The sequence below is a fragment of the Desulfobacula sp. genome (assembly GCF_030145145.1).
In the GTDB taxonomy this organism is placed as follows: domain Bacteria; phylum Desulfobacterota; class Desulfobacteria; order Desulfobacterales; family Desulfobacteraceae; genus Desulfobacula.
Map to the genome: position 1 here is coordinate 85,704 of NZ_JAQYWD010000010.1, position 22,933 is coordinate 108,636.

The window sequence follows — 22,933 nt, forward strand, 5'->3', positions numbered from 1 at the left end:
TATTAGATAGGCGTTTTTTGTCTTAGTTGAAGCACGGCAAAATATTTAACAGCTGAAAAATACTTTCGGCTCGGCACGATTTTAATGCACTGTATCCTTGCCGGGAGTGCTTAAAATTAAAATATTACGGAAAACGAAATGCTGATTGACTTATTTTTGCTGCTTAGTTGATCAGCTTAAAATTGAAGCTTCTCATTTCGGGTAATAAATGAGCAATAATATCCATTTTTTTTGTTGACATGAGGATATAAGCCATATTAATATGTCTGACAAATAGACATATTGACTTTTTGCCTAGTTCTTTGAAGCATCAGCTAAAGCAAAAAGCATGAGGGTTTATATGGAACTCAGATAGATAAAAGAGATGTAATACGCCAAGGTTGCGTTATCGACTACGCGTAAATGCCATTTTTAATAATTTATTCAGAAAGGAGTAATCAATGAAAAGAGGACATTTTGCGAGTGTAGTAGGTTGTTGTTTATTGGTGGGGCTGATGGCCCTGATTGTTATACCGGCCATGGCCGAAGCAAAACCCATCGTTTTAAAATTTGGAACCTGGATGCCCGAGAGGCATGAGACAAGCAAGCAGTCACGCTGGTGGGCAGAGCAGATAACCATGCGAACCGACGGTAATCTCAAATTTCAATTTTTCTATGGAGGAGTTCTCGGAAAAGGCAAAGACCAGTTGGACGGATTGAAATATGGAATATTCGATGTCGGTCCTATCTTGCCGGCATACGACCCTGCTAAATCACCACTCTGGACCATACCCTACATTCCTTGGGCGATTCCCGATCCATGGGTCAGGATGATGTCAGTGAACGAAGTTTCAAGGCTTCCGGAAATGAAAAAAGAACTTGAAATGTGGGATACCATGTTTTTGTTCCCCTATGCACTGGGAGATATTTATCATCTCTGGACCACTAAAAAACCGGTTGCCGGAATTAATGACTTAAAAGGACTGAAAATTCGTTCCCTCGGTGAGATGGCTAAATCACTCAATGCCATTGGATCCAGTCCCGTTTCAGTGCCCATGCCGGAAGTTTATGACGCTTTGTCTAAGGGGATTTTTGATGGAGGCTGCTTTGCTACAGCACCTGTAATGGGCTATAAGTTATATGAAGTTTGTAAATTTAAAAGCACTATAAGGCTTGGTATGGGCGGCCCCATTTGGGTTATGAAAAAAAGTGTTTTCGAGAAATTACCTGACCAGATGAAAAAAGTAATCCAGGATGTTTCACTGGAAATGGCAAAACATATGGCTGAGAAGGAAGTTGAATTTTTGAAGAAAGCTGATGATGCTTTCAAGAGTGCCCATGTAAAAATCTTGAACTTTCCCGCGGAAGACCAGCGCGAATACGAAAAAATAGCAGTCATGCCTGTAATAGAAGACTGGATAAAAGACAAAGAAAAGAAAGGATTAGAAGGAAGAAAAGTTTGGGAAACTCTCAAAGATGCCGCGTTAAGATATGAAAAAATAAAAAATTAATCTTAATATTTAAGGCGGTGATAATATTCGGCAAATGCCTCTTCTTGATGTAAGGGGACTGCATATTCTCAATTTTGATTAGGAGATATCCACAATTGAAACATCTACTAAGGCTCATGGGAAAATCCACAGATGCCATCGAAAAGGGATCAAACGCCTGTTCGGGATGGTTGATTATTTGTTTGTTATTAATTGTGACTGCAGATGTTTCCTATCGATTTGTATTTAATAAGACCATTGCAGGGGCATATAGTCTTTCAGAATTAATAATGGTGGGTATATGTTTTCTTTCAATGTCTTATACCCAAAAGGAAAAAGGTCATGTCGCAGTGGATTTTTTCATTCTTAAACTGGAAGGCCGAACCTTACACTTTGTGGAAATAACATCTTCCCTCATGTCAATAATAATATCATTCCTTTTGTTTTATCGCTCTGCCGTAGAGGCCCGAATAGCAGTTAAAATAGATCTTGTCACATCTGGAATTGTTAACTGGCCGGCATGGCCCTTAAAAATAATTGTAGCATTTGGGTTCTTGATGTTGACGATCAGGATAGCCATCCAGATCAAACAGCAGATTTATTTGATTAGAATGGGGGATTAATAATGTCGTCCGAAATCGTAGGTATGATGGGTCTTGCCGGATTACTAATATGTCTGTCGACGGGTATGCCGGTAGGCTTAAGTGCAGCATTTATAGGCTTTTTCGGCATATGGCATCTTTCAGGATTGGTTCCGGCATTAGGTTTAATCGGACTTGTCCCCTATTCAAAGGCTGCAACTTATGCTTTTACTGTTCTGCCTCTTTTTGTAATAACTGGATATTTTGCCCTTAATGCCGGAATCGCTGCAAAAACTTTTGAGACAGGGAAGCGGTGGATGGGGCATCTTCCAGGGGGGCTGGCTATGGCAACAATAGCTGCCTGTGCTGCCTTTGGTGCGTGTTGTGGCATGAGTGTCGCCACGACCGCTATCATGGGTAGACTTGTTATTCCGGAAATGGAAAAATTGCACTATAAGCATACGTTAGCAGCCGGTGTGGTAGCCGCTAGCGGAACCTTTGCCGCCATGATTCCGCCTAGCGGAATCATGGTGATTTATGCCATTATGGCGGAAGTTTCTGTGGGTAAGATGTTGATGGCAGGTCTATTCCCTGGCATACTTACAGCATTGCTTTATGGATGTATGCTTTACGTAAGGGTAAAGAAAAACCCATCATTAACGGGTGATTTAATAAATCCCTGCGCTTGGAGAGAAAGGCTTCGATACCTGCCTAAGTTGTGGAGTATCTTTATTATAGCTTTTGTGATCATCGGTGGTATCTATACAGGCATCTTCACCCCTACAGAAGCAGCCGCAATCGGCGCTTTAATATCACTTATCCTTCTTCTGATCACTAAGGGGTTAAATAAACGGGAAGCATTTACGAAGTCAATAAATGAGACGGCCAAGATTACGGCTATGATTTTTTTGATCATAATAGGTATTGTAATATTTGCCAAATTTTTAGCTTTAAGCCGACTACCTTATACTCTGGTTGAATGGATCGCAGGCTTAAATATGAACAGGTACGGCGTCTTGGTATGCATTTTGTTTTTTTATATTATCCTAGGTATGTTTATGGAATCTATCGGGATGCTTTTATTAAGTATACCTGTTGTACTACCCATTATTGAATCCCTGAATTTTGATCCGATTTGGTTCGGTGTAATTGTTATCAAGACGATTGAAATTGCCCTTGTAACTCCACCTGTAGGGCTAAATGTATATGTATTAAAAGGAATAGCACCACATATTGCAATAGAAGATATATTTAAGGGAGTCCTGCCATTCATAATTATGGATATTATTGTACTCATATTGATGATATTATTCCCTCAAATTGTGTTATTCCTACCAGCAACGATGGGCAATTGAAGAATGGAGGAGTAGTCAATGAATGATGGGGTAAAAAATTATTATTCGGATTTGGACATTGCTAACCGAGCTTTGGCTGCACTAGGCCCGGGTGTGGAAATTACTCCTGATACGCTGGCCTCAATGGATCACTTCCATGGCCGGGGTCTGGAAGCGACGCGTGAACTGGCGGATCTTTTGGATCCAAAACGCGGTGAGCACCTTTTGGATTTCGGTTGTGGAATCGGTGGCCCGGCCCGTTGGCTTGCTGCTCACTTCGGTTGCAGAGTCACTGGAATAGACCTGACAGCCGAATACTGTGCGGCAGCCATCGCATTGACGGAAGCAACCGGGCAGGTAGACGACGTGTGCATTATGCATGGGAATGTTATGGAAACACCATTCGAGGATGATACCTTTGACCGAGCCTACTCACAGAACGTAGTAATGAATCTTGATGATAAACAGAGGTTCTATCGCGAAGCGTTTCGTGTGCTGAAATCTGGTGGTGTGCTCGCGTTATCCAACATAGGTGAGGGTCCAAACGGCGCTCCATATTACCCAACCCCGTGGGCTGAGTCTGCCGAGACAAGCTTTCTTAGCACCCTCGAAGAGACAATCGGTGACCTTCTGGCGTGTGGATTCGAAATTCAATTTATAGAAGATACGATGCCTCGTGTTCGACCACTGGTAACCGAGACATTAAAAAGATTAGAAACGGAAGGTTTCCCAGATCGTAATGTCGCTGTGGTGTTGGGTGAGCATTTTAAGGCCTTACAATTCAACTCAATACGCAGTATACGAGATGGGCGAACAACTTTGATCGAAGTATTGGTGCGCAAACCCTATCAATGAAAGCTATACATGATTAGTGATTACTGTTGAAACAAAACGGCATCCAGGTTTTTTCAGAAAACGAACTGGATCAGGTAGAACTCAACCACCTATTCCCGCATACCGGATAACATCTGCAGGGTACGGGTTATTTCAGGGAAACCCATTTTCCGGTCGCCGCCCACATCAAAGTTTTCAAGTGCTTTGTCGATTGCTGCCTGCAGCTGATCAGCGGTATAGAGGGTCGAAAGTGTCTGATTTAACGCCTCCAAAAGCGTTTCTTTTTCCTTGAGGTCTTGGCGGAGGTTTTCTGCGATTTCATATGGATCGGTTACGGCCCTGGTTGTTTTAAAATCGGCCATAACGGATTCGCTGGCTTTATCGATATGGATATAACTGCGAATTGTTGCCAGGCCTTTCCCGGAGACAACCACCTCATACCGGCCGGAGGGTGTGTTATCAAGCCCAATGGAAAATTTTCCCAATGCATCTGTCTTTGCGGTCATCTGGGTACCCAGGACCTGGACAATGGCATCGTTAAAGGGCTCACCATAGGGGTCCATAACCCTGCCGGATAGACTTGGCGTGATGGCTGTGGCTGAAAGAATGACCGGATGTTTACTCACCGCCTCTGCCGACAAGATGCCATCCGAGGCGATGATCTTGATCCAATATCTTCCCTGGGCAAGGGTTTTTGTGTTTAGAAAGACATAGTCAGTCCCTGAAAGATCCATGGTCACGGGAAACCAGTTGATGTTATCCCGGCTTAAGGCCAGACAGAAGGTCAGTTGGTCGCCACTGTCTGCATCGCTGGCAAACCAGGAAACAAAGATATCATCACCCGGCAGTATGGTTTCTCCACCCAGGGGGGTGAGCAGCTGAATCTGGGGAGAGGAAGGTGAAACAGACCGTTGGGCGATCACTTTTCCCTGCCTGTCTTGAAGTTCAATGGTGTGAATACCCTCCTGCCAAGCCATGGCGGCAACAAAGGGAACGGTATCCGCCGGGCTGACCGCCTGGGTAAGGGATGTTAACTTAACGGATCCGTCCGGGGGCGGGAGCGTCAGATTTAAATTGATTAATGCCGTGTTGTTTTTGTCTAGGCCCGCAAGGGTATGGGTCCATTCGACGGACGCTTGGGACGCTGCTGCAGTGGTCATAAAAAAAGGTTTCAGTAAAATGGAGGCATCGGGCTGAACCGCAGCACGAAATACGAGTACCATGGGAATCTCGGGCAGGTCCCGGGTCATGAAAACAGGGTCCATGAGCTGAAGTTCTTTGAGCCCTTCGTGGATTTCCTTAAACCGCATGGCTTCGTACTGAAAAGTTAAAATCCTTAATTTTTCCTTGTTATACGATTCAATGCTGGGGACGGTAAAGGTCACTGATTCAGAATCGCCACTGCCGTCCTTGTCCCTGGCATCAAGTGTCAGGGTATATGTTTGTTCGGTATCTTTGCAGGCATAGTACCGCTCTGTTGTGCCGAGCAGCAAACTGTCGCCGGTGGTGCCATGTCCATCTCCCCAATCAATGATAATGGCATAGGGTTCATCATTTCGGCCGCCAGGATCTGATATCCCCATGTGAAAGGTGAAGTCATAGCCCACCGAGGTCCAGTTCAAAACGCTTTCAGGAGACCAGATGATAACCCGGGGCGGCACATTATACGTATCGACTTGAAACGCTCGAATCCCTGCACATTTAGTGCCTTCCACCGTCGTTCGGTCACCGTCCCATGCCCCCACCGTTACAATTGACGTGCCGTTGTCCGGCCATGTGTGGGCAACAGTGGTGCCTTCATCATCATAAAAAGCATCTCCATCAAAATCCCAGCGATAATACATTGTATTTCCTTCAGGATCCTGTGCCCGGTGGATCCCCCCGTAAACCGGGTCTGCCGGAAACGTTAAGCGGGTCCCCTCGGGAATGGCGATCCTGTCTGGAAATTCAATGTAATAGGGATTAAAATTGGGCAATCCTGAAACATATCCCGTCAGCGTATCGGATCCGTAGGCTGTGTCGATGTCCGCGGCCCAGGCAGCATCCGAGTGGCCATAAAGGAGAAGGGAAACAAATTCACCGGAGGTAATGGCGTTTTCTGTCAAATCCAGACGTCTCCAGCGCATGGGTTTCCCATAAAACGGCCGCCCATATCCGTCCAGGGGATCAGCCAGGTAAATATAAAAATGATCCAGTGCCTCCCAATACCCCATCAGGGTATTGAAGTGCCCGCCATTTTCTACACCCACCACCAGGGGGATATCGTGATCCACGTATCCCTTGATGACGGCCTTGAGATGATCCAGGCCGGTAAAATTTCCATCACTGCCAAAGGTTATGGATACTGGATTGGCATCCGGACTGCCATTGGCAAATTTGTTGGCAACCCAGGCAAGTCCTCGAATGGCCCTTTCAGCAACATCTGATTTTCCACTGGTACCCACAGCCGGACCCGTTTGCATCCAGTCTTCCACCCCGCGAATCAAGGGATAGTCAAACTGATAATACCCCAATCGGGTCAGGTCAGCCGGCGAGATATTCAGCAGGCCCCCTGAAGACAGGTAATCGTCTTCCTGCCATGTGGGGTCAAGAATCCGATACTGATGATACCCTTCATACATGATATGTTCCATGGAGAGCCAGTGACCGACATCCACCGTATCCGGGCCGAATCCGGTACGGGGAATCGCCGGGTCATCCAGACCAACGGGCATGAAAAGAGATCTGGATCGATCTGTACGGCCCAGTTGAGCCATCACCATGTTCAAAGCGGTTGGGCCGCAGGTGTCGGGATATTGTTTGTGGGTGGTATGAAGGGGGTAACCAACGGCATCAAGAAGGATAACAGCACCGGCTGCATCGTCAGATAAAACAAGGGCATGGCTGCTCGTGGTCTCAAATGCATAGCGAATACCCTTGCCCCAGAACCACATCGGTGTCCACTGGGTATAGGGATCGTTGCTGATCTGAGTCTCCACATTCCGCCGGTAATGGCCGGTATCTGCACAATCTGTTTCAATATCCGGATCATTATCATACACGGGTATGGCGTTGAGATCGCTGCGGCAATAAAACCGGTCCTCGCCTGGGCCGCCGTCAATATCGTCGAGACCGATCCCCCCCAACAGGATATCGTTGTCTTCATCCCCCCAGAGGACATCATTATCCTGAGAACCGCACAAATAGTCGTTTCCAATTCCCCCATACAGATGGTCATTCCCGTCCCATCCTGAAATAAAATCATCCCCGGCATTGCCATACAGATGGTCATTACCAGCATTCCCGATGATCCTGTCATTCCCATCGCCCCCCTGGATGGTATCATCCCCTGAACCGCCGGACAGGACATCCTGACCACTGCCGCCGGAGATGGCATCATTTAGCGGGGAACCCGTGATGGTGTCATCTCCATTTCCACCGTTCAGTTCAATAGCGGTAAATCCCAGCCCGACAAACGGACCAAAAGAAAAGATGTGCTTTCCACTGCTGTTTTCCAGTTCTATGGTCCCGGCATCAACCGCCGCGATCTTATCATTTCCCTCACCGCTGTTAATGGTGAGGGTGCCGCTTCCAGGATCAGATATGTCCTCAATGATGGTATCACCGGTCTTTTTGAGGATATACAGTCCCGGTCCGCCGTCGTTACAGGCAGTGCAAAGTCCAAAATATATGTCATCGCTGTTTGAAGTCCCTTCATAGCTATGGGCATTTACCACGGTGAAAACACAGAATCCTGTCTCAACGAATATAAAAATAGTCGCCAATACAAAGCGGCTGGCTTGTTGGAGAAGCGATTTCATTGCAGTCCTCCCTCTGAAAATATTTGTGATGCGATACCTTCCGGGAAAGCCATGTTTTTCAGAACAATATTGATGAAAAGGTATCTTATTTTATAATGTGAAAAGCCCATGAGTGTCAACCGCAATTCCCGGTCATTATTTTTCATTGACAGGTGATGCCGGAACGAACTCAAAAGATATCTTTTGTGTTTTATACAAAAGGTCTAAAAAATCCTTGACTCTCCCAGGTTGGGAAGGTTTATCCTGGTTTTGCTAAGATAAAGGTCTTTTCAGGAAATGAGGGAAACAAATGAATTGTCACGACCGTTTAACTGATGCCGGTATTTCCAATATGTCGATATCTTCAATTCTTGCAAAATATGTCGTTGAGACATCCTATGATGAGATAGATCATCAAGCCGTTGAAATGGCCAGGCGAAGCTTGCTTGATGCAGTGGGGGTCACCCTGGCAGCCAGTGGATTGACGGCTAGCTGTCAGCCGTTTGTAGAATTGGCCATGGAAAGCAGGGGGAAAAAAGAGAGTACCATCCTGGGATATGGAAAGAAAGTATCGGCAGAGATGGCGGCATTTGCCAATGGTTCCATGGCCCATGCCATTGATTTTGAAGACGCCCACGATCTGGCTCTGGTTCACCCCAACGCCCCTCTGGTGCCGGCAGCACTTGCCCTGGCTGAGTCCATCGGCACTGTCAGTGGAAAAGAGTTCATTGCTGCCATGGCTCTGGGATGCGATATTGTCTGCCGCCTGGGTCTTGCCCTGGGGGTCAATCCAATAGCGTTCGGCTGGTATATTCCGCCGGTTCTCGGTGCGTTTGGCGCCACTGCGGCAGCAGGGAAATTATTACATCTCAATGCGGTGCAGCTGCTGGATGCGTTTTCTTTAACCCTCTGTCAGACCACCTGCAGTGCCGAACTGCGATACAATCCCCATTCCGATATCAGAGCGGTAAGAGATGCGTTTGCATCAAAAGCAGGCGTTGTTTCCGTTCTGCTGGCCAAAAAAGGCATAAAAGGGTTTGCGCTGCCCTTTGAAGGCAAAGCCGGATTGTTCAGTCTTTACGCCAGGGGCAATTATGATCCTTCTGCATTAACCCGGAACATGGGGAAAGTATACGAGGGTGCCAATATCAGTTTTAAACCCTGGCCCACCTGCCGGGGAACGCATACTTATATTGAGGCGGCACTCGGGCTTATGGCCGAATATCCAATAAATATCCATGATATCGCAGCGGTGAACATCATTGTCAGTCCGTTTAACAGCATGCTTTGCGAGCCCCTGGAAGCAAAGCGACACCCGGCAATCGCCATTGATGCCAAATTCAGTTTGCCCTTTGTTATTGCCACCGCCCTTTGCCATAAAGACGTGGCATTAAATCGATTTACAGCCGATGCGATGAACGATGGTAAGGTGCTGGGGTTAGCCCGAAAAGTCGCTTATACGGTGAATCCTGACCCGGGCCTTACAAATATTCTTCAAGGGATTGTGGAGATCAAGATGAAGGACAGCACCGTGGTGTCAAAAAAGGTGACCCACGCACTGGGGAGTCCTGAAAATCCGATGTCAAAAAAAGACCTGGTTGCCAAGTTTATTGACTGTGCAAAACAGTCTGTGAACCCATTATCCATGGAACAATTAGACATTGCCGCTCAAAAGATTCTTTTCCTGGACAAAATGAAAAATATGAATGAACTGATCCATTTTATATCATAAGGAATTACCATGAATAAAAGAATACAGGCACTGAGTAACCGACTCAATGTAGATCAATTTCCCATCTGCGTGGAAAAGGCCGCCCTGGTGGTGGAATCCCTGCGGCAGACTGAAGGAGAACCCGCAATCCTGAGACGGGCCAAGGCCACGGCACATTTTCTGGACAACCGCAGCATTTATATTGAAGCGGATGAATTGATTGTCGGTAATATCGCCGGCAAACCCATGGGCATGGAGGCCGGATCCATGGGGCCCACATGGCCTGAAGAAGATCTGGCCAAACTGAAAAAAGGCGGACTTTTCATCTCCGAAGCGGATGAGGCCCTGCTGCGGTCCCTGGACGAGTATTGGAAGGACAAGGGCCGGACCCTGGATGAACGCCAGGGCATGTTTTATAATGATGACCGCCTGTGGCCCTTTATCCAGTCGGGTATCCTGTGCCCGCCCTGGAAGAAAAGAAATGAAGGCAGGGGCCAGGGGGCTGCCGGTGTCGGCTGGGGCTTGGGCCTGGGGTATACCCTGATCATTGTAGATTTTGCCAGGGTTCTCAACCAGGGCCTGAACAGCATCATCCGTGACGCTGAAACTGAATTGAAAGGATTACGCTTTTTTAGTGCCGATGATATTAAAAAATCGGTATTCTTAAGGTCCGTCATTATTTCCCTGTCAGCACTTGTGCGCATTGCCGGACGGTATGGTGACCTGGCAGAAAAGATGGCCCTGACGGAAAAAGATCCCGCTCGTGCAAAAGAATTGCAGGAGATCGCCGAAGCCTGCCGGCAAGTGCCTGGAGAGCCGGCACGCACCTTTAGAGAGGCCATGCAGTCGTTCTGGTTTGTCTGGTTGATGATCCTGGCTGGTGCCACGCCGGGTGGGCGTTTCGACCAGTTCATGTATCCATTTTATCAACAGGACATTGATGCAGGCCGCATGGATGATGCGTCGGTTTTAGAATTGCTGGAATGCCTGCGTGTTAAGGTCATGCAGTATAATTTCATGGCCGGGGGAAAACTGCAGCGTGAGAAATGGTCCGGCATGGCCCGCTGGCACAACTGGGTGATCGGTGGCGTGACCCCGGACGGCAAGGATGCCAGCAATCCGCTCTCCTATTTGATCCTGGAAGCCGCCAAAAATTTTCCCTGTCCCCATCATACCATTTCCCTGAGGGTCCACGACGGCACGCCTGAAAAACTGATGCTGAAAGCCCTGGAAGTGGTCAAACTCGGCATGGGCATGCCGGCATTTCTGGGTGACATGTCGTATATCGGCTACCTCACGGGACAGGGCGTTCCCCTTGAAGATGCCCGGGATTACGGCATTTCAGGGTGTCTGGATGTCAACCTGCCCGGCAAATCCCGTACCTCCGCCATTGGCATGTTCATCGTCCCAAGGGTATTTGAAATTTTTATGAACAATGGGTATGATGCCATCACCAACACCCAGCTGGGTCCTGAAACCGGAAAACCGGACAGTTTTGCAACCTTTGAGGCATTCATGACTGCGTTCAAGCAGCAATTGACCCATTTCATGGCTTTGGCGGCTGAAGAGCACAACATTTTGCTGCAGGCCCACACCGAGCTGTTCCCTGATGCGTTTCATTCCGCGTTGATGGATGACGCCATCACGGTGGGACGAGACGTTCTGGACCGGACCATGCCCTTTGAAAACGGGTCTGTTCTCAATATGGTGGGCATGGTCAATGTGGCTGATTCCATGGCCTCGGTGAAAAAATTGATTTTTGACGAACAAAAAATCAATTTGCCGGAGCTTAAGGCGGCCATGGATGCGGATTGGAAAGGAGACCGATTTGCTGCCATCCGTACGATGTGTTTAAATGCTCCCAAATACGGTAATGGCGACCCCTATGTAGATGAAATTGTCAGCGATTTGTATGCGTTCTGGGCAGAGACCGCCGTCACTTTCAAAACCGCATGGGGCGGAACGGTAAAACCCACGGGTATCTCCATTACCGCCCATGCCCCCGGTGGTGCCATGACCGGTGCCACCCCCGATGGTCGCCGTGCCGGAGAGACGCTGGCCGACGGCACAGTATCGCCGGCCCAGGGCAAAGACACCCAGGGACCCACCGCTGTCTTAAGAAGCGCCATGGCCATTGATCAGGTGCCGTTTCAGGCAACATTGCTGAACATGAAATTTGATCCGTCTGCCTTGAGAACCGAAAAAGACCTGCAAAAGCTTTCCATGCTGATCCGGACCTATTTTGGCAACGGCGGTAAACACGTTCAATTCAATGTGGTCGACCGGCAATTACTCCTGGAAGGCCAGACAGCCCCGGAAAAACACAAGGATTTGATTGTCCGGGTGGCCGGATACAGTGCCTATTTCATCAGTTTGACCAAACCGGTGCAGGATGAGATCATCTGCCGGACTGAATATGGATCCGTCAATTAAATCCAGGCGGTTATCACCGCTTAATCCCTCTAAGATTTATTTTGGGTGGTGGACGATCCTTGTCACGGGTATGCTCTCAGGCTTGGGGCATGGATTCTACGGTTTGGGGATTTCCATATTTTTTAAAGACCTTTCAGCCGAGTTTGGAATTAACCGGGCCATGACCTCTCTTGCAGCAGGGATTGGACGATTAGAGGGGGGGATAACCTCTCCTCTGGTGGGATGGCTTTCTGACCGGTATGGCCCCAAATGGATTATTTTTACCGGTGTCAGTATCGCCGGAACCGGTATGATTCTGATGAATTTTGTCTCCACCCTGTGGGAGTATACCCTTGTCTGGGGGGTTATGATCGGAATTGGCGTAAACATTGGCCTGACAATTGCGGTGGATAAAGCCTTAAACGATTGGTTTATTTTAAAAAGAGGACTGGCCCAGGGAACTAAATTCGCATTGATTGGCATTGGCAGTGTCATCACACTACCCATTGTAACGGTTCTGGTCAGCACTTTTGGCTGGCGTATCACCTGCGTTGTATGGGGATGCCTTATCCTGGTGTGTTCTCCCCTTGTGCTGTTATTTGTCAAGCAACACCCACCTGAATATTATGGATTACTTCCGGACGGTAAAAAAGCAGATACAGATCAACCAGACGTATTGGATGGCGAAAACCATCCGGCATTCCCCCAAAAACCGACGATTCTTCATTTCGAAAAGCAAGAAATTAATTTTACATTTCAACAGGCGATTAAAACCCGGTCGTACTGGTTTATTGCCATTGCCATGGGCATGGAGATGTTTGTCGTGGGTGGCATGAATATTCACATGATTCCCTTTTTGACAGACCTGGGCATCCGTCTGGGCACTGCAGGTGCCATGATGGGAATGATGGTCTTTTTTACCATTCCGTCTCGATTTTTTGGTGGGATTCTTTCCGATCGTGTGGGGAGAAAAAATCAATATCTTCTTTTAGCCGGTATTTTATTTATACAAACCACCAGTTTAGCCATCATCCTGATCAGTCAGAAAATGGTTCCCATCTATCTGTTTATCGGGCTGTATGGATTTGCCAGCGGTGCCATTACGCCGTTATTTATCATTGCCATTGGCAGTTATTTCGGTAGAAAATCATTTGGGATAATTTTTGGCAGTTCCATGGTCATTCGGGCACCGCTCTCTCTTGCGGCGCCTGTTTTTACCGGATGGATATTTGACAGAACCGGCAGCTATAACACTGCATTCATTGTATTCTTTGCATGCAGTCTGTTGGCTGCGTTGCTCATGTGCATCTTAAGACCGTCAAAACTGTATGCGTTAAAAACGAACGACATTAAAGACTAACCTGATTTTATATCGGGTTGGATTGAGGCAACGTTATGAACCGGAAAATTCAGCTGATTGATCGTATATTGACCATTGAGTTGAATATGTTTTTAGCGGTTCCATCTCAACAGGCGGAAGGTTGTCAACGCTATCCTGATCAATTCAAGCACCATCGGAAAGCACAGTTTATGGCCTGGTCGGAGAGTACACTGGCAAGTTATTTCAAAGATTTGAAAGACGCGCAAACGAACAATGAGAACCTGATGACGTTCAAATATGCCAGAATGGAGAACCTTCTGCCTCCCCGGTTTAAGCGTCCTTTAGTCAAAAAAATGGTTGCCATCCAATTGAACTGGCAACGGGAAATGTTCAAAAAATATCCAGCATTGATGAAAAGAGCCCGGTCCCTGGAACCATCTTCCGACACAGTCTCACAGACCTCTTTTGAGACATATTTAAGCGGGGAATTGGAGTCCTATTCTGAACATACGCTGCACTGCCTATACCAGGATATCCAGGATAAATTGAAGCATCAAATAAATATGGCCGAAGAAATTTATGATTATTTGGTTCGAGCCATGGGGTATGAATCATTGGTACAGGTTGAAAAAAGTCTGGGAGAGGCGAAAAAAAAGGTCTCTGACAAAAAAATATAAGCGCTTAAAGGAAAAACAATGAAAAAAACCGTTGTAAATCTGGTGGCGGTTGGGGATGTCGGCCCCAAGCGGGAAAATGCGGAAGAGGTGTTTGATTTGACGCGATCCATGTTAAAAGAGGGCGATATTACCTTTGGCCAGCTGGAAAGCAATTTGTCAACACGGGGTGTCCCCCAGGTGGCCATGGGATTGGGCTCCATTGCGCATCCCCGTATGGCAGCCGTATTGGCCAACGCGGGGTTTGATGTAATGTCCTTTGCCTCCAACCATTCACTGGACTGGAGTGAAGAGGCCATGTTTGATACTTTGGACGTGATGAAGAAAAACAAGATTGCAGTGATCGGCGCGGGGGTCAACTTGAAAGCGGCCAGAAAACCGGCTATTATCGAACGGAAAGGTACAAAAGTCGGATTCCTGGCCTATTGTTCCGTGGTTCCCAAAGGCTTTGATGCCAGAGACGACAAATCAGGCGTTGCCCCGGTCAGAGCTTTTACGTCTTATGAGCAGGCTGACTGGCAGGCTGGAACCCCCCCCAGAATCCATACAAAAGTTTTTCCTGAAGATTTAAACCATATGATTGATGACATCACGGCATTAAAATCACAAGTGGATGTCCTGGTGCTTTCCATGCACTGGGGGGTTCATTTTGTTCCTTCCATTATTGCCCAGTATCAATATGAGGCGGGTCATGCTGCCATTGACGCAGGGGCGGATATCATCATTGGAACCCATGCCCACATATTAAAGGGGATTGAGGTTTACAAAGGAAAAGTGATTTTTTTCAGCTTGTGTAACTTTAATATGGACCTGCCCATTACCGGTCCGGTGGCAGATGCAATGGCGAAAAGCCAGGGCCGACCGGGGATGACGTCTGTAACCCTGGATAAAAAAAACAGATGTCAGATTGGTCATTACAGCTGGGAAGTTGATCCGGAATACCCAACCTATGCGTTTCCCATTGATTCTCAAAAAAGTATTCTGGTTCGATGTAGAATCGTTGATAAAAAAATTGAACGCGTGGCGTTTCAGCCGTTGTGGATGACAAAAAAGGGGCAGCCTGAACCATTATCGCAATCAGATCCGCGCAATGAAGACGTGTATCGTTACATGAAATATTTATGCGAGGATCAACGGTTAGATACGAACTTTGTACGGGAAGGGGATGAGATCGTTGTTGTTCGGGCCTGATGGGTTTCGCCGGTCACAGCCTTTTAATGGGAACCGCAGCCGGCGAAGGGCATGTCTTTTCAGTAAAGACAGGCTCAAGGTTACATCAGTATGCTGACCAGGTACAAAGAAATTCCTGGAAACAAAATAAGCAAAAATAAATGTAAAAAATCTGCGATAAGGAACGGAAGAATCCCTTTGAATACCGTGGTCATGTCAATCCCCATTTCCCTGGCGATTCCTGCGATAACAAAGGTGTTCATCCCTATGGGGGGGGTGATCATGGCGATCTCTGCCATCCGGACAAAAATGATGCCAAACCATATCGGGTTGAATCCCAGTTCCATCACCATGGGAAAAAAGATGGGTATGGTCAAAACTGTCATTGCCGCCACATCCAGGAAACACCCCAAGAAAAAATAAAGAACCAATACCAGGGCTAAAATTGCATAGGGGGGCAGCGGTAATCCGCCAATGGTGTCTGCCAGAACGTAAGGAATCGTAGAGGCGGCCACCAGGTAATTGAAAATTAAAGCACCAATCAATATGCCATAAATCATGCCGGTGGTTTTTAGTGTGGCCATGATGGCCTGTTTAAATTTTTCCCAGTTCAGGCGGCCCCTTACCAGGCACATGATGATCGCCCCAAACGCACCCACGGCACCCGCTTCGGTGGGTGTAAACCACCCGATAATAAGGCCGGAAAGGACAAAAACAATGAGAACGATCATCTCTCCACATTTGGAAAAGGCTTTTATCCTTTCTGAAAAGGGTGCTTTCTCAGCACGGGGGCCCCAGTTGGGTTTCCACCAGCATAGAATGGCAATCACGGCGATATAGAAGAGGGCTTCGAGTATCCCGGGAATAACCCCTGCTGCAAACAGCTTCCCGATGGAAGTCTCCGTCAGGATACCATAAATGATGAGCGCACCGCTGGGCGGGATCAAAACCCCCATGGTGCCGCCCGCAGCCACAGCCCCGGTTGCCAGAGCGGGATTGTATTTCAGCCGCTGCATTTCGGGGATGGACACCAGTCCCATGGTGGTTGCCGTGGCAATACTGGAGGCTGAGACGGCTGCAAATATTCCGGAACCCGCAACAGCGGCCATGGCGACGCCCCCTCTTCTATGACCCAGTAATTTAGAGGCAAGGTTAAACAGGTCACGACCCATGCCACTGACAAACACCACCTGGGCCATGAGTAAAAACAGGGGGAGCACCGCCAATGAATAATCCGTGATGGTCTGGAAGGGTACAACCGCCAGTTTAGTGAACGCCGCTACATCAGAGATTAAAAACCACAGCCCGGTAAACCCCACCAACGCCATTCCCGCACCAATGGGGACGCCAAATGCCAACAACGAAAAAAGAACCACAAATGCAATAATGCCAATCAGTACCGGACTCATTTTTCGCAATACCTCCTGTAGGCCTTGTAAAAATCAAGAAGACATGTCAGACAAAAAAGGAAGGTAAAGAAGATATAGACCATCCGAAAGGGCAGGTAGGGAATTTCTAATACTTCCGTGGCTTCTCTTGTGCCGTTTTCAAGTGCTAACCGCGTGCCGGCCCAGGCAATCAACGTCCATATGACAAAGCTGAGAAGGGCCGCGACCATTTGCGTCACAGCGGTAAGCCTCGGGGGGAATCGGGAGACAATCAGTTCGACAATAACATGGTATTTTTCCTTTGCAGCGTAAAACAGCGCAAAAGAAACCGGAAAGACCATCAGCATTTCAAACAGTTCATAACTCCCTGGAATGACGGTATTGGTAAGTCTACCGACAATATTACTAATTAAAAGCAGCATGGCTGCTATCAGAAAGACCCCACCAAAAAATCCGCCGGCTTTGGAGATGCGGTGGAGAAAGCCGGTTACGACATTCATTTTTCCCCCTCTAATATTGATTGTTTTAATTATTTAAAAGCAGGTCAAAGGTTCATTTTTGTCCCTGAAGGTTAAATACGGTTTTATTTGTTTGCCGCTTTTATTTGAGCTCTTATCTCATTATATACATCCGTGCCCGGTAGTCCTTTATCATCCAGCTTTGCCATCTGAGATAATATCTCTTTGTTCACCACGGTATACACTTTATTCAGTTCTTCCGGAGAAAGGGAGATAAACTTGACATTGTTCTTTTTGCCAAGTGCTATGCCGAGCGCTTCACCGGCAAAAACCAACTCTTCAATTTTTCCTCCAAACCACTCAATATTATCTTCAAACACTTTCTGGATATCCGCGGGCAATTTGTTCCAGGATTTAAGGCAGAAGCCCCAGTGACCGGCCGGAGCAGATGCGATGTTCAATTCCAGGGCGTACTTGACAACTTCTGCGAAACGAAAAGACTTCATGGTTTCATATGGGGCAAAAACGCCGTCAATAGTGGTCTTCTGCAGTGCTGTATAACTTTCACTCATGGGCATCACAATCCCTTCTCCGCCAAGCCCGGTGGCCACCTTGGCAAGATCACCGCTGGCTTTGATTGTCATGCCTTTTATGTCCGCTGTTGTTTTGACCTCTTTTTTTGAAAGAAGCAATTGATAGGGGGGGATAGAGGCATAGGCCATTACCTTGATGCCGGCTTTTGTAAATTCTTCAGTGAGTTGGGGATATTTAGCCATTACGTTATGGTAGACTGTTCGGGCAAATTTTTTGTCGTTGACCCCCCAGAAAACCATCCGCATTGACTTTTCAAAGTCATATCCCATGGGCGCATATGCGCCGGAAAAATCTCCGATATCTGCCACCCCTTTGGCAAGTTCCATGGCCGACGCTCTGGGTCGATACAAAGCACCCGCCCAGAACGCCTTGATTTTTACCCTTCCGTTGGTCTCCTTTTCTATTTTTTCAATCCAGAGTTTTGTGGCAACGGACATGGGGTGTGCCGGTGGCCATAATCCAGCATAGGTAAGCGTGATGGTGTCTGCAGCATTGGCATTACTGACGCTGTTTACAAATGTAAGCCCTGATAAAACCCAAATTCCCAAAACAACAATGATTAGACGATTAAAAATTTTTTTCATTTTTTTCTCCTTAAACTTTGTTTTATGAAACCGACTCTGCCATTTGCCAACCCCTGTTCCTTAAAGTGTCAAAGTGTTCTCTGCCAGATGAAAGACACTTTCGACCCAGGGGATAAAAATTCTTTTTATCGCACTGCTGTGTTACTAGTTTTGATTACCACCCCAACTCTGTGCGGGCGATCACTTCGTCCTGCACGGGTTTGTCAAGTGCTACGAAATGCGCACTGTACCCCGCCACTCTGACCACCAGTTCTTTATGTCTGTCCGGTAGTTTCTGTGCTTCTTTCAATAATTTTGAATCAACAACATTGAACTGGACATGCTTCCCCCCCATTTTAAAATACGTTTTGATCAACGCTGAAAGTTTCATTAAATCCTGGGTTGTTTTCAAAGCGGATGGATGAAATTTCATATTCAGCAAGGTTGCATTAATGGCAGCCTGGTCTATTTTACCGGCACTTTTAAGTATGGCAGTGGGTCCTTTTTTATCCATGCCCTGCATGGGGGACATGCTGCCATCCGCCAGAATATCGCCCTTGCATCTGCCGTCTGGCGTGGCGCCGGTTAAAGCGCCGCCTGGCTGGTGAGAAGAAATGGATATGGCGGTTGTGGTCACTTTTCCCCCATACACCGTATCGAATTCTGCCATTGACCGTTCAATAAATTTATACAGATCGGCAGCCATAAGATCAACATAATCATCATCATTGCCATATTTGGGTGCGCCCAGAAACAATTTGTGCAGGTCTTCAGCCCCCTGCCAGTTTGCATCCAATGCCGCTTTGAGTTGCTTCATGGACACTTTTTTTTCTTCGAAAACCAGTTTTTTAACCGCAGCTAAAGAATCAACCGCATTGATTGTGCCCACTAAACACTGCACAGATGCATTCTCAAAGGGCATTTTGCGGCTCAAGATATCCTTGCCTTCTTTAATGGCATCATACATCAAAGAAGAACGGAAGGGATCGGAAAACAATTCTCTTTGTTTCACCAGTTCAATATTGCTTTTTTCTGCCACAAGTCCCAATATATATTTGAGCTGCCTGTGAAAGGCATCCAGGAATTCATCAAAGGACGTCATGTTTTCCGGGTCACCGGTATCCATTCCAACCTTTTCGCCGGTGCCCGGATTAACGCCATTGTGCATAAAAATCTCAAATATTAAGGGGATGACAACCATTCCAACGGCGACATTACGGGACTTTCCCGGGATATTACCGTCCAGGCAACCGGTCATGATATATTCCCTGGCATCTTCCAGGGACATGCCATTCCGCATGAAATAGTCCACATAGGATCGGTCGCTGACAAATGCCGGCATACCCAGCCCGGTTTTCACGACTTCAAGGGCCTTTATCATCACGTCATCCGGGGTATCATCATGGACACGCAGGGTGAGGGTATGGTGGGGGATCTGTGTGTCTTTAGCGGCTTTCATCAGCAGATAGGTCAGTTCGTTGGATGCGTCCCTGCCATCCACGGTAACGCCCCCAATGGTCCAGTTATGCCATTTGGCCATGCCGGAATTCTTCTTCCGGTTCTGCTGGCCCGACACCCGGTTCATTTTGATGTCTTTAATCCTCAGGCACTCTAGCAGTTCCAGTACTTCTTCGTCTGTTATGCGCCCCTGTTCTTTGTCCCGTTTATAGAACGGATACATATACTGGTCAAATCGACCCGCAGCCGAGGTCGGTGAAGGCGATATCAGCAGGAAGGTAAACCAGAAGGATTGCAACGCATCAAAAAAATGTCTGGCCGGTTTTGCCGGAACCCATTTACAGGTATCTGCTATTTTTAATAATTCATTTTTTCGGGTGGGATCACTTTCTTGGTTTGCCATTGTTTCTGCCAGTTGGGCATATCTTCCGGAAAAATTGATCAAGGCTTTATGCACGAGAATAACGGACGTTAGAAAATCTTTTTTTTCCAGACAGTCACTGGCAAAATACCGCAGGTTCTTTAACTCTTCCTCGGCATCTGCAATGATTTTTAATGATCCGTCATTCAGCATCCGGGAATAATCCACGCCTAAAAGAAAGAACCCAGGGCCGAGACCTAATCCTGACTGGGCATACCCGCCACCACTTCCAACTTTTTTCCCTTTCCAGGGCGGTAAAATAACCCCGGATTTCATCAGCGGCCACAGGCGTTCACTTTCAAAGAAAACGTCTCCCATGGCTTCAACCAGGGTTTTTTCTTTGAATTGTGCATTTATGATCTGGAGTTCTGCCTCATCTTCAGGTGTAATGACATAGTGTTCGTTTTTCAGTGCATCAATTTCATCCTGGGTCCATGTCCCGTATTCGTAATCGATTTCCATGCCAAATGGTTTGCTGGCACCGGCTCCCACAAAGGGTTCATCCTCTTCAATAAAAATAGTGATATGGTTGAGGACGCCGGCAATAATTTTCCCCCGCCGGATGATATTGGGTTCACCCTGGGTATTGGCAAGCACCTGTGTTGCGATGCGAAATTTCTCAATACACAAAGGATATTTTTCCACATCAAGACGGTCTTTTAATCGTTGAACTCTCTTATTCATAACTGCCTCCTGGAAATCAGTGATGGGTTAGCCCCCTATCACTGACGTTAAACCAAATTTTTTAAATATTTGCTGGAGCTCGTCCATCCGATGTTCATCCGGCGGTGTACTGGTAAAATCCGGTCTTTTTTGTTCCATATTGTTATACTTTCCTTCACCCATTCGATGATAGGGGACCAGATGAACGGTAATGGTTTTGTCCAGTTGCTCAGCAATAAATTTTGCTGTAGCTTCAATGTTCTCTGTTGAATCATTATATCCCGGGATGATGGGTATTCTTGCCTTCAGAGGGATGCGAAGGTCATGGTGAATTCGTTTGGCATTCTCTAAAATAAGTGTATTCGATACCCCGGTATATGATTTGTGCCGTGTATCGTCCATATGTTTAAAGTCAAACAAAACCAGATCCACATGGGTGAGAATCCGTTTAAAGATGTCCCATTTGATAAATCCGCAAGTATCTATAGCCGTATGAATCCCTGCCTGGTGGCATAATTTAAGAATACCGGCGGTAAAATCAGGTTGCCCGACAGGGTCGCCCCCGGAAATGGTAATCCCGCCGCCTGAATTTTCATAGAATATGGCATCCGCATTTACTCGTTCAAAAATTTCACCGGCCGTCACATGCTCCCCCATTAAAAGTCTGGCTTCCTGGGGACATGCCGCTGCACATTTGCCAGAGCCTTCACACCGTGTGCGGTCTGTTGTTGATTTGTCCTCAAAGATTTGAATAGCGCCTGCCGGACAAACTTCAAGGCAGTTTCCGCATCCTGTACACTTTTCAGGGTTAAAAAAAATAACCGGTTTATGACTTTGTGATTCCGGATTTTGACACCAGAGGCATCTCAGCGGGCATCCCTTTAAAAATACAGTGGTTCTGATACCTGGACCATCATGGATGGAATAGGGTTGCACATTAAAAACAACCCCTTTAATATTTTCGGTTTTCATTGATCCGCCTGCTCATGTTCTGTCATATCTGTCTTCTCTTGTTCGGGTTTGACACGCTTAATCCTTGGACAAGGCAGCACATGCAAGGGGTTTTGTCGTTTGTTTTTTTCCAAGCATCCCCGCCCTTTTTTTTAAGGATAAACTCTCCCCTCTTGGGAAGGTCAAGCGATTTTTTTAATTTATTTGCTCATCTTTCGGACGCTATCTTTAATGGGCGGGGTCAGGCTTTTTATTGTATGCGAACAGTCACTTCTGCCAAATGCCCCTTCATTGCAGGCAAAAATCCCGGTGCCACACATCGTCGCATCACATTGCCACAGGGGATATGGTTGTTGTTGTTCATGAAATCGGTTAATTTTTTGTGATGATGCCCCGATGACTCGATCCTACCCCAGAACCGGATAATCGCATATTTTCCGGCCGGTAGTATCCTGACATGCTTTTTCAAGGCAGATCGTCCCTCCAGGGGGATAAATACACCACTAAAAGAATAGATAGCACCGGATGCAAAATTTTCAGTCGTCATTAATAATCCAACAGATGGCAGCAGCAACGTGGGAGATCCGTCAATCACTTTTTCCAATCGTCGGATGGCTTTTTCAAAATGGATTCGAGAGTTAATAGGGGTGTCCACGGCAATAATGGACCGCTCCGGGTAAGACTCTATTTTGGCCACATCAATATTTTTCATGGTCATGGCTTCTTCAATGGAAGACAGGTGGGAGGAAAAAGAGGATTTGATATCTTGCAGCTGCTGGATCCGATGGTCGATGGAATCCAGTTGTGTCTTCAATAGCAAGGCAAGATTGTTCATTTTTGTTTCGTGCAGGTCCTTTTTGATTTCTGAATAAGGAACGCCAAGTTCTTTTAAATACTTGATGAAATTCAGCAGATAAAACTGTGAGGATGAATAATACCGATACCGGGTTACCTCATCCACAATCTGGGGTTTGAGCAGGCCGATGTGGTCCCAATACCGGAGCATCTTCAAGGAGATCCCATGCATTTTAGACACTTCTCCAATGGTCAATTTATCCTTTGTCCACATGTCGTTCATGGTCCTGTTATCTTGAGTGTCATCTGTTGAATCTTTTCTAATATTCATTATATATTTATTCTATTGCCTTCAAG

At 46.8% G+C, this 22,933-nt stretch carries 16 protein-coding genes; 9 read left to right on the forward strand and 7 right to left on the reverse strand.

All coding sequences use genetic code 11. From position 1 onward, the window contains the following. Window positions 1-440: 440 nt before the first annotated feature. The 4 genes from dctP (Q1Q15_RS07515) to Q1Q15_RS07530 all read left to right on the forward strand — a co-directional run bounded on the left by dctP (Q1Q15_RS07515) (window position 441) and on the right by Q1Q15_RS07530 (window position 4,239). The gene (dctP, locus tag Q1Q15_RS07515; RefSeq protein WP_300458124.1) at window positions 441-1,490 is read left to right on the forward strand and encodes a TRAP transporter substrate-binding protein DctP; all 1,050 of its coding nucleotides are present in this window, start codon (window positions 441-443) and stop codon (window positions 1,488-1,490) included. Between the two features lie 95 nt (window positions 1,491-1,585). Continuing rightward, window positions 1,586-2,092: a TRAP transporter small permease gene (locus Q1Q15_RS07520; RefSeq protein WP_300458125.1), complete on the forward strand. Its 507-nt coding sequence runs from the start codon at window positions 1,586-1,588 to the stop codon at window positions 2,090-2,092. Window positions 2,093-2,094: 2 nt separating this feature from the next. Then, complete coding sequence (locus Q1Q15_RS07525; protein ID WP_300458126.1) at window positions 2,095-3,405, forward strand: TRAP transporter large permease; 1,311 nt, start codon at window positions 2,095-2,097, stop codon at window positions 3,403-3,405. 18 nt (window positions 3,406-3,423) lie between these two features. Further along, entirely contained in the window at window positions 3,424-4,239 is an 816-nt protein-coding gene (locus Q1Q15_RS07530; RefSeq protein ID WP_300458128.1) for a class I SAM-dependent methyltransferase, read from the forward strand. 89 nt (window positions 4,240-4,328) lie between these two features. Here Q1Q15_RS07530 and Q1Q15_RS07535 read toward each other — a convergent pair whose 3' ends face one another. Then, window positions 4,329-8,018 carry a carboxypeptidase regulatory-like domain-containing protein gene (locus Q1Q15_RS07535; protein WP_300458130.1) on the reverse strand — a complete coding sequence of 1,230 codons (3,690 nt, stop codon included), beginning with the start codon at window positions 8,016-8,018 and terminating at the stop codon, window positions 4,329-4,331. A 289-nt stretch (window positions 8,019-8,307) separates the two neighbouring features. Between Q1Q15_RS07535 and Q1Q15_RS07540 the strand changes: the two genes are divergently transcribed. Genes Q1Q15_RS07540 through Q1Q15_RS07560 form a run of 5 tightly spaced genes read left to right on the forward strand, consistent with a single transcriptional unit; the run spans window position 8,308 to window position 15,306 of the window. Next, window positions 8,308-9,729: an MmgE/PrpD family protein gene (locus tag Q1Q15_RS07540; protein ID WP_300458132.1), complete on the forward strand. Its 1,422-nt coding sequence runs from the start codon at window positions 8,308-8,310 to the stop codon at window positions 9,727-9,729. A 9-nt stretch (window positions 9,730-9,738) separates the two neighbouring features. After that, window positions 9,739-12,141, forward strand: coding sequence for a pyruvate formate lyase family protein (locus tag Q1Q15_RS07545; protein ID WP_300458134.1), 2,403 nt, complete (start codon window positions 9,739-9,741; stop codon window positions 12,139-12,141). Continuing rightward, window positions 12,125-13,480, forward strand: coding sequence for an MFS transporter (locus tag Q1Q15_RS07550; protein WP_300458136.1), 1,356 nt, complete (start codon window positions 12,125-12,127; stop codon window positions 13,478-13,480). Before Q1Q15_RS07545 ends, Q1Q15_RS07550 begins: the two co-directional genes overlap by 17 nt. A gap of 35 nt (window positions 13,481-13,515) precedes the next feature. Next, a complete protein-coding gene (locus tag Q1Q15_RS07555) occupies window positions 13,516-14,118 on the forward strand; it encodes a DUF4125 family protein (RefSeq protein WP_300458137.1) in 603 nt (200 codons plus the stop codon). Window positions 14,119-14,136: 18 nt separating this feature from the next. Then, entirely contained in the window at window positions 14,137-15,306 is a 1,170-nt protein-coding gene (locus Q1Q15_RS07560) for a CapA family protein (protein WP_300458138.1), read from the forward strand. An 80-nt stretch (window positions 15,307-15,386) separates the two neighbouring features. Here the strand turns inward: Q1Q15_RS07560 and Q1Q15_RS07565 are convergent, their stop codons facing one another. From Q1Q15_RS07565 to Q1Q15_RS07590, 6 genes are all read right to left on the reverse strand, one after another. Continuing rightward, window positions 15,387-16,694 carry a TRAP transporter large permease gene (locus Q1Q15_RS07565; protein WP_300458139.1) on the reverse strand — a complete coding sequence of 436 codons (1,308 nt, stop codon included), beginning with the start codon at window positions 16,692-16,694 and terminating at the stop codon, window positions 15,387-15,389. Then, complete coding sequence (locus tag Q1Q15_RS07570) at window positions 16,691-17,173, reverse strand: TRAP transporter small permease (protein WP_300458141.1); 483 nt, start codon at window positions 17,171-17,173, stop codon at window positions 16,691-16,693. Before Q1Q15_RS07570 ends, Q1Q15_RS07565 begins: the two co-directional genes overlap by 4 nt. 83 nt (window positions 17,174-17,256) lie before the next feature. Beyond that, window positions 17,257-18,309 carry a TRAP transporter substrate-binding protein DctP gene (gene dctP / locus Q1Q15_RS07575; protein WP_300458142.1) on the reverse strand — a complete coding sequence of 351 codons (1,053 nt, stop codon included), beginning with the start codon at window positions 18,307-18,309 and terminating at the stop codon, window positions 17,257-17,259. Window positions 18,310-18,463: 154 nt separating this feature from the next. Next, on the reverse strand, window positions 18,464-20,851 hold the full coding sequence (locus tag Q1Q15_RS07580; RefSeq protein ID WP_300458143.1) for a pyruvate formate lyase family protein: 2,388 nt from the start codon (window positions 20,849-20,851) through the stop codon (window positions 18,464-18,466). Between the two features lie 27 nt (window positions 20,852-20,878). Further along, a complete protein-coding gene (locus Q1Q15_RS07585) occupies window positions 20,879-21,802 on the reverse strand; it encodes a glycyl-radical enzyme activating protein (RefSeq protein WP_300458144.1) in 924 nt (307 codons plus the stop codon). A gap of 229 nt (window positions 21,803-22,031) precedes the next feature. Continuing rightward, entirely contained in the window at window positions 22,032-22,907 is an 876-nt protein-coding gene (locus tag Q1Q15_RS07590; RefSeq protein ID WP_300458146.1) for a helix-turn-helix domain-containing protein, read from the reverse strand. Between the last annotated feature and the right edge of the window lie 26 nt (window positions 22,908-22,933).

What these genes read in the sequence shown, in the direction of transcription:
- dctP (WP_300458124.1), top strand. Translation starts at nt 441, where the DNA reads ATGAAAAGAGGACATTTTGCGAGTGTAGTAGGTTGTTGTTTATTGGTG.
- Q1Q15_RS07525 (WP_300458126.1), top strand. Translation starts at nt 2,095, where the DNA reads ATGTCGTCCGAAATCGTAGGTATGATGGGTCTTGCCGGATTACTAATA.
- Q1Q15_RS07530 (WP_300458128.1), top strand. Translation starts at nt 3,424, where the DNA reads ATGAATGATGGGGTAAAAAATTATTATTCGGATTTGGACATTGCTAAC.
- Q1Q15_RS07535 (WP_300458130.1), bottom strand. Translation starts at nt 8,018, where the DNA reads ATGAAATCGCTTCTCCAACAAGCCAGCCGCTTTGTATTGGCGACTATT.
- Q1Q15_RS07540 (WP_300458132.1), top strand. Translation starts at nt 8,308, where the DNA reads ATGAATTGTCACGACCGTTTAACTGATGCCGGTATTTCCAATATGTCG.
- Q1Q15_RS07545 (WP_300458134.1), top strand. Translation starts at nt 9,739, where the DNA reads ATGAATAAAAGAATACAGGCACTGAGTAACCGACTCAATGTAGATCAA.
- Q1Q15_RS07550 (WP_300458136.1), top strand. Translation starts at nt 12,125, where the DNA reads ATGGATCCGTCAATTAAATCCAGGCGGTTATCACCGCTTAATCCCTCT.
- Q1Q15_RS07555 (WP_300458137.1), top strand. Translation starts at nt 13,516, where the DNA reads ATGAACCGGAAAATTCAGCTGATTGATCGTATATTGACCATTGAGTTG.
- Q1Q15_RS07560 (WP_300458138.1), top strand. Translation starts at nt 14,137, where the DNA reads ATGAAAAAAACCGTTGTAAATCTGGTGGCGGTTGGGGATGTCGGCCCC.
- Q1Q15_RS07565 (WP_300458139.1), bottom strand. Translation starts at nt 16,694, where the DNA reads ATGAGTCCGGTACTGATTGGCATTATTGCATTTGTGGTTCTTTTTTCG.
- Q1Q15_RS07570 (WP_300458141.1), bottom strand. Translation starts at nt 17,173, where the DNA reads ATGAATGTCGTAACCGGCTTTCTCCACCGCATCTCCAAAGCCGGCGGA.
- dctP (WP_300458142.1), bottom strand. Translation starts at nt 18,309, where the DNA reads ATGAAAAAAATTTTTAATCGTCTAATCATTGTTGTTTTGGGAATTTGG.
- Q1Q15_RS07580 (WP_300458143.1), bottom strand. Translation starts at nt 20,851, where the DNA reads ATGAATAAGAGAGTTCAACGATTAAAAGACCGTCTTGATGTGGAAAAA.
- Q1Q15_RS07585 (WP_300458144.1), bottom strand. Translation starts at nt 21,802, where the DNA reads ATGAAAACCGAAAATATTAAAGGGGTTGTTTTTAATGTGCAACCCTAT.
- Q1Q15_RS07590 (WP_300458146.1), bottom strand. Translation starts at nt 22,907, where the DNA reads ATGAATATTAGAAAAGATTCAACAGATGACACTCAAGATAACAGGACC.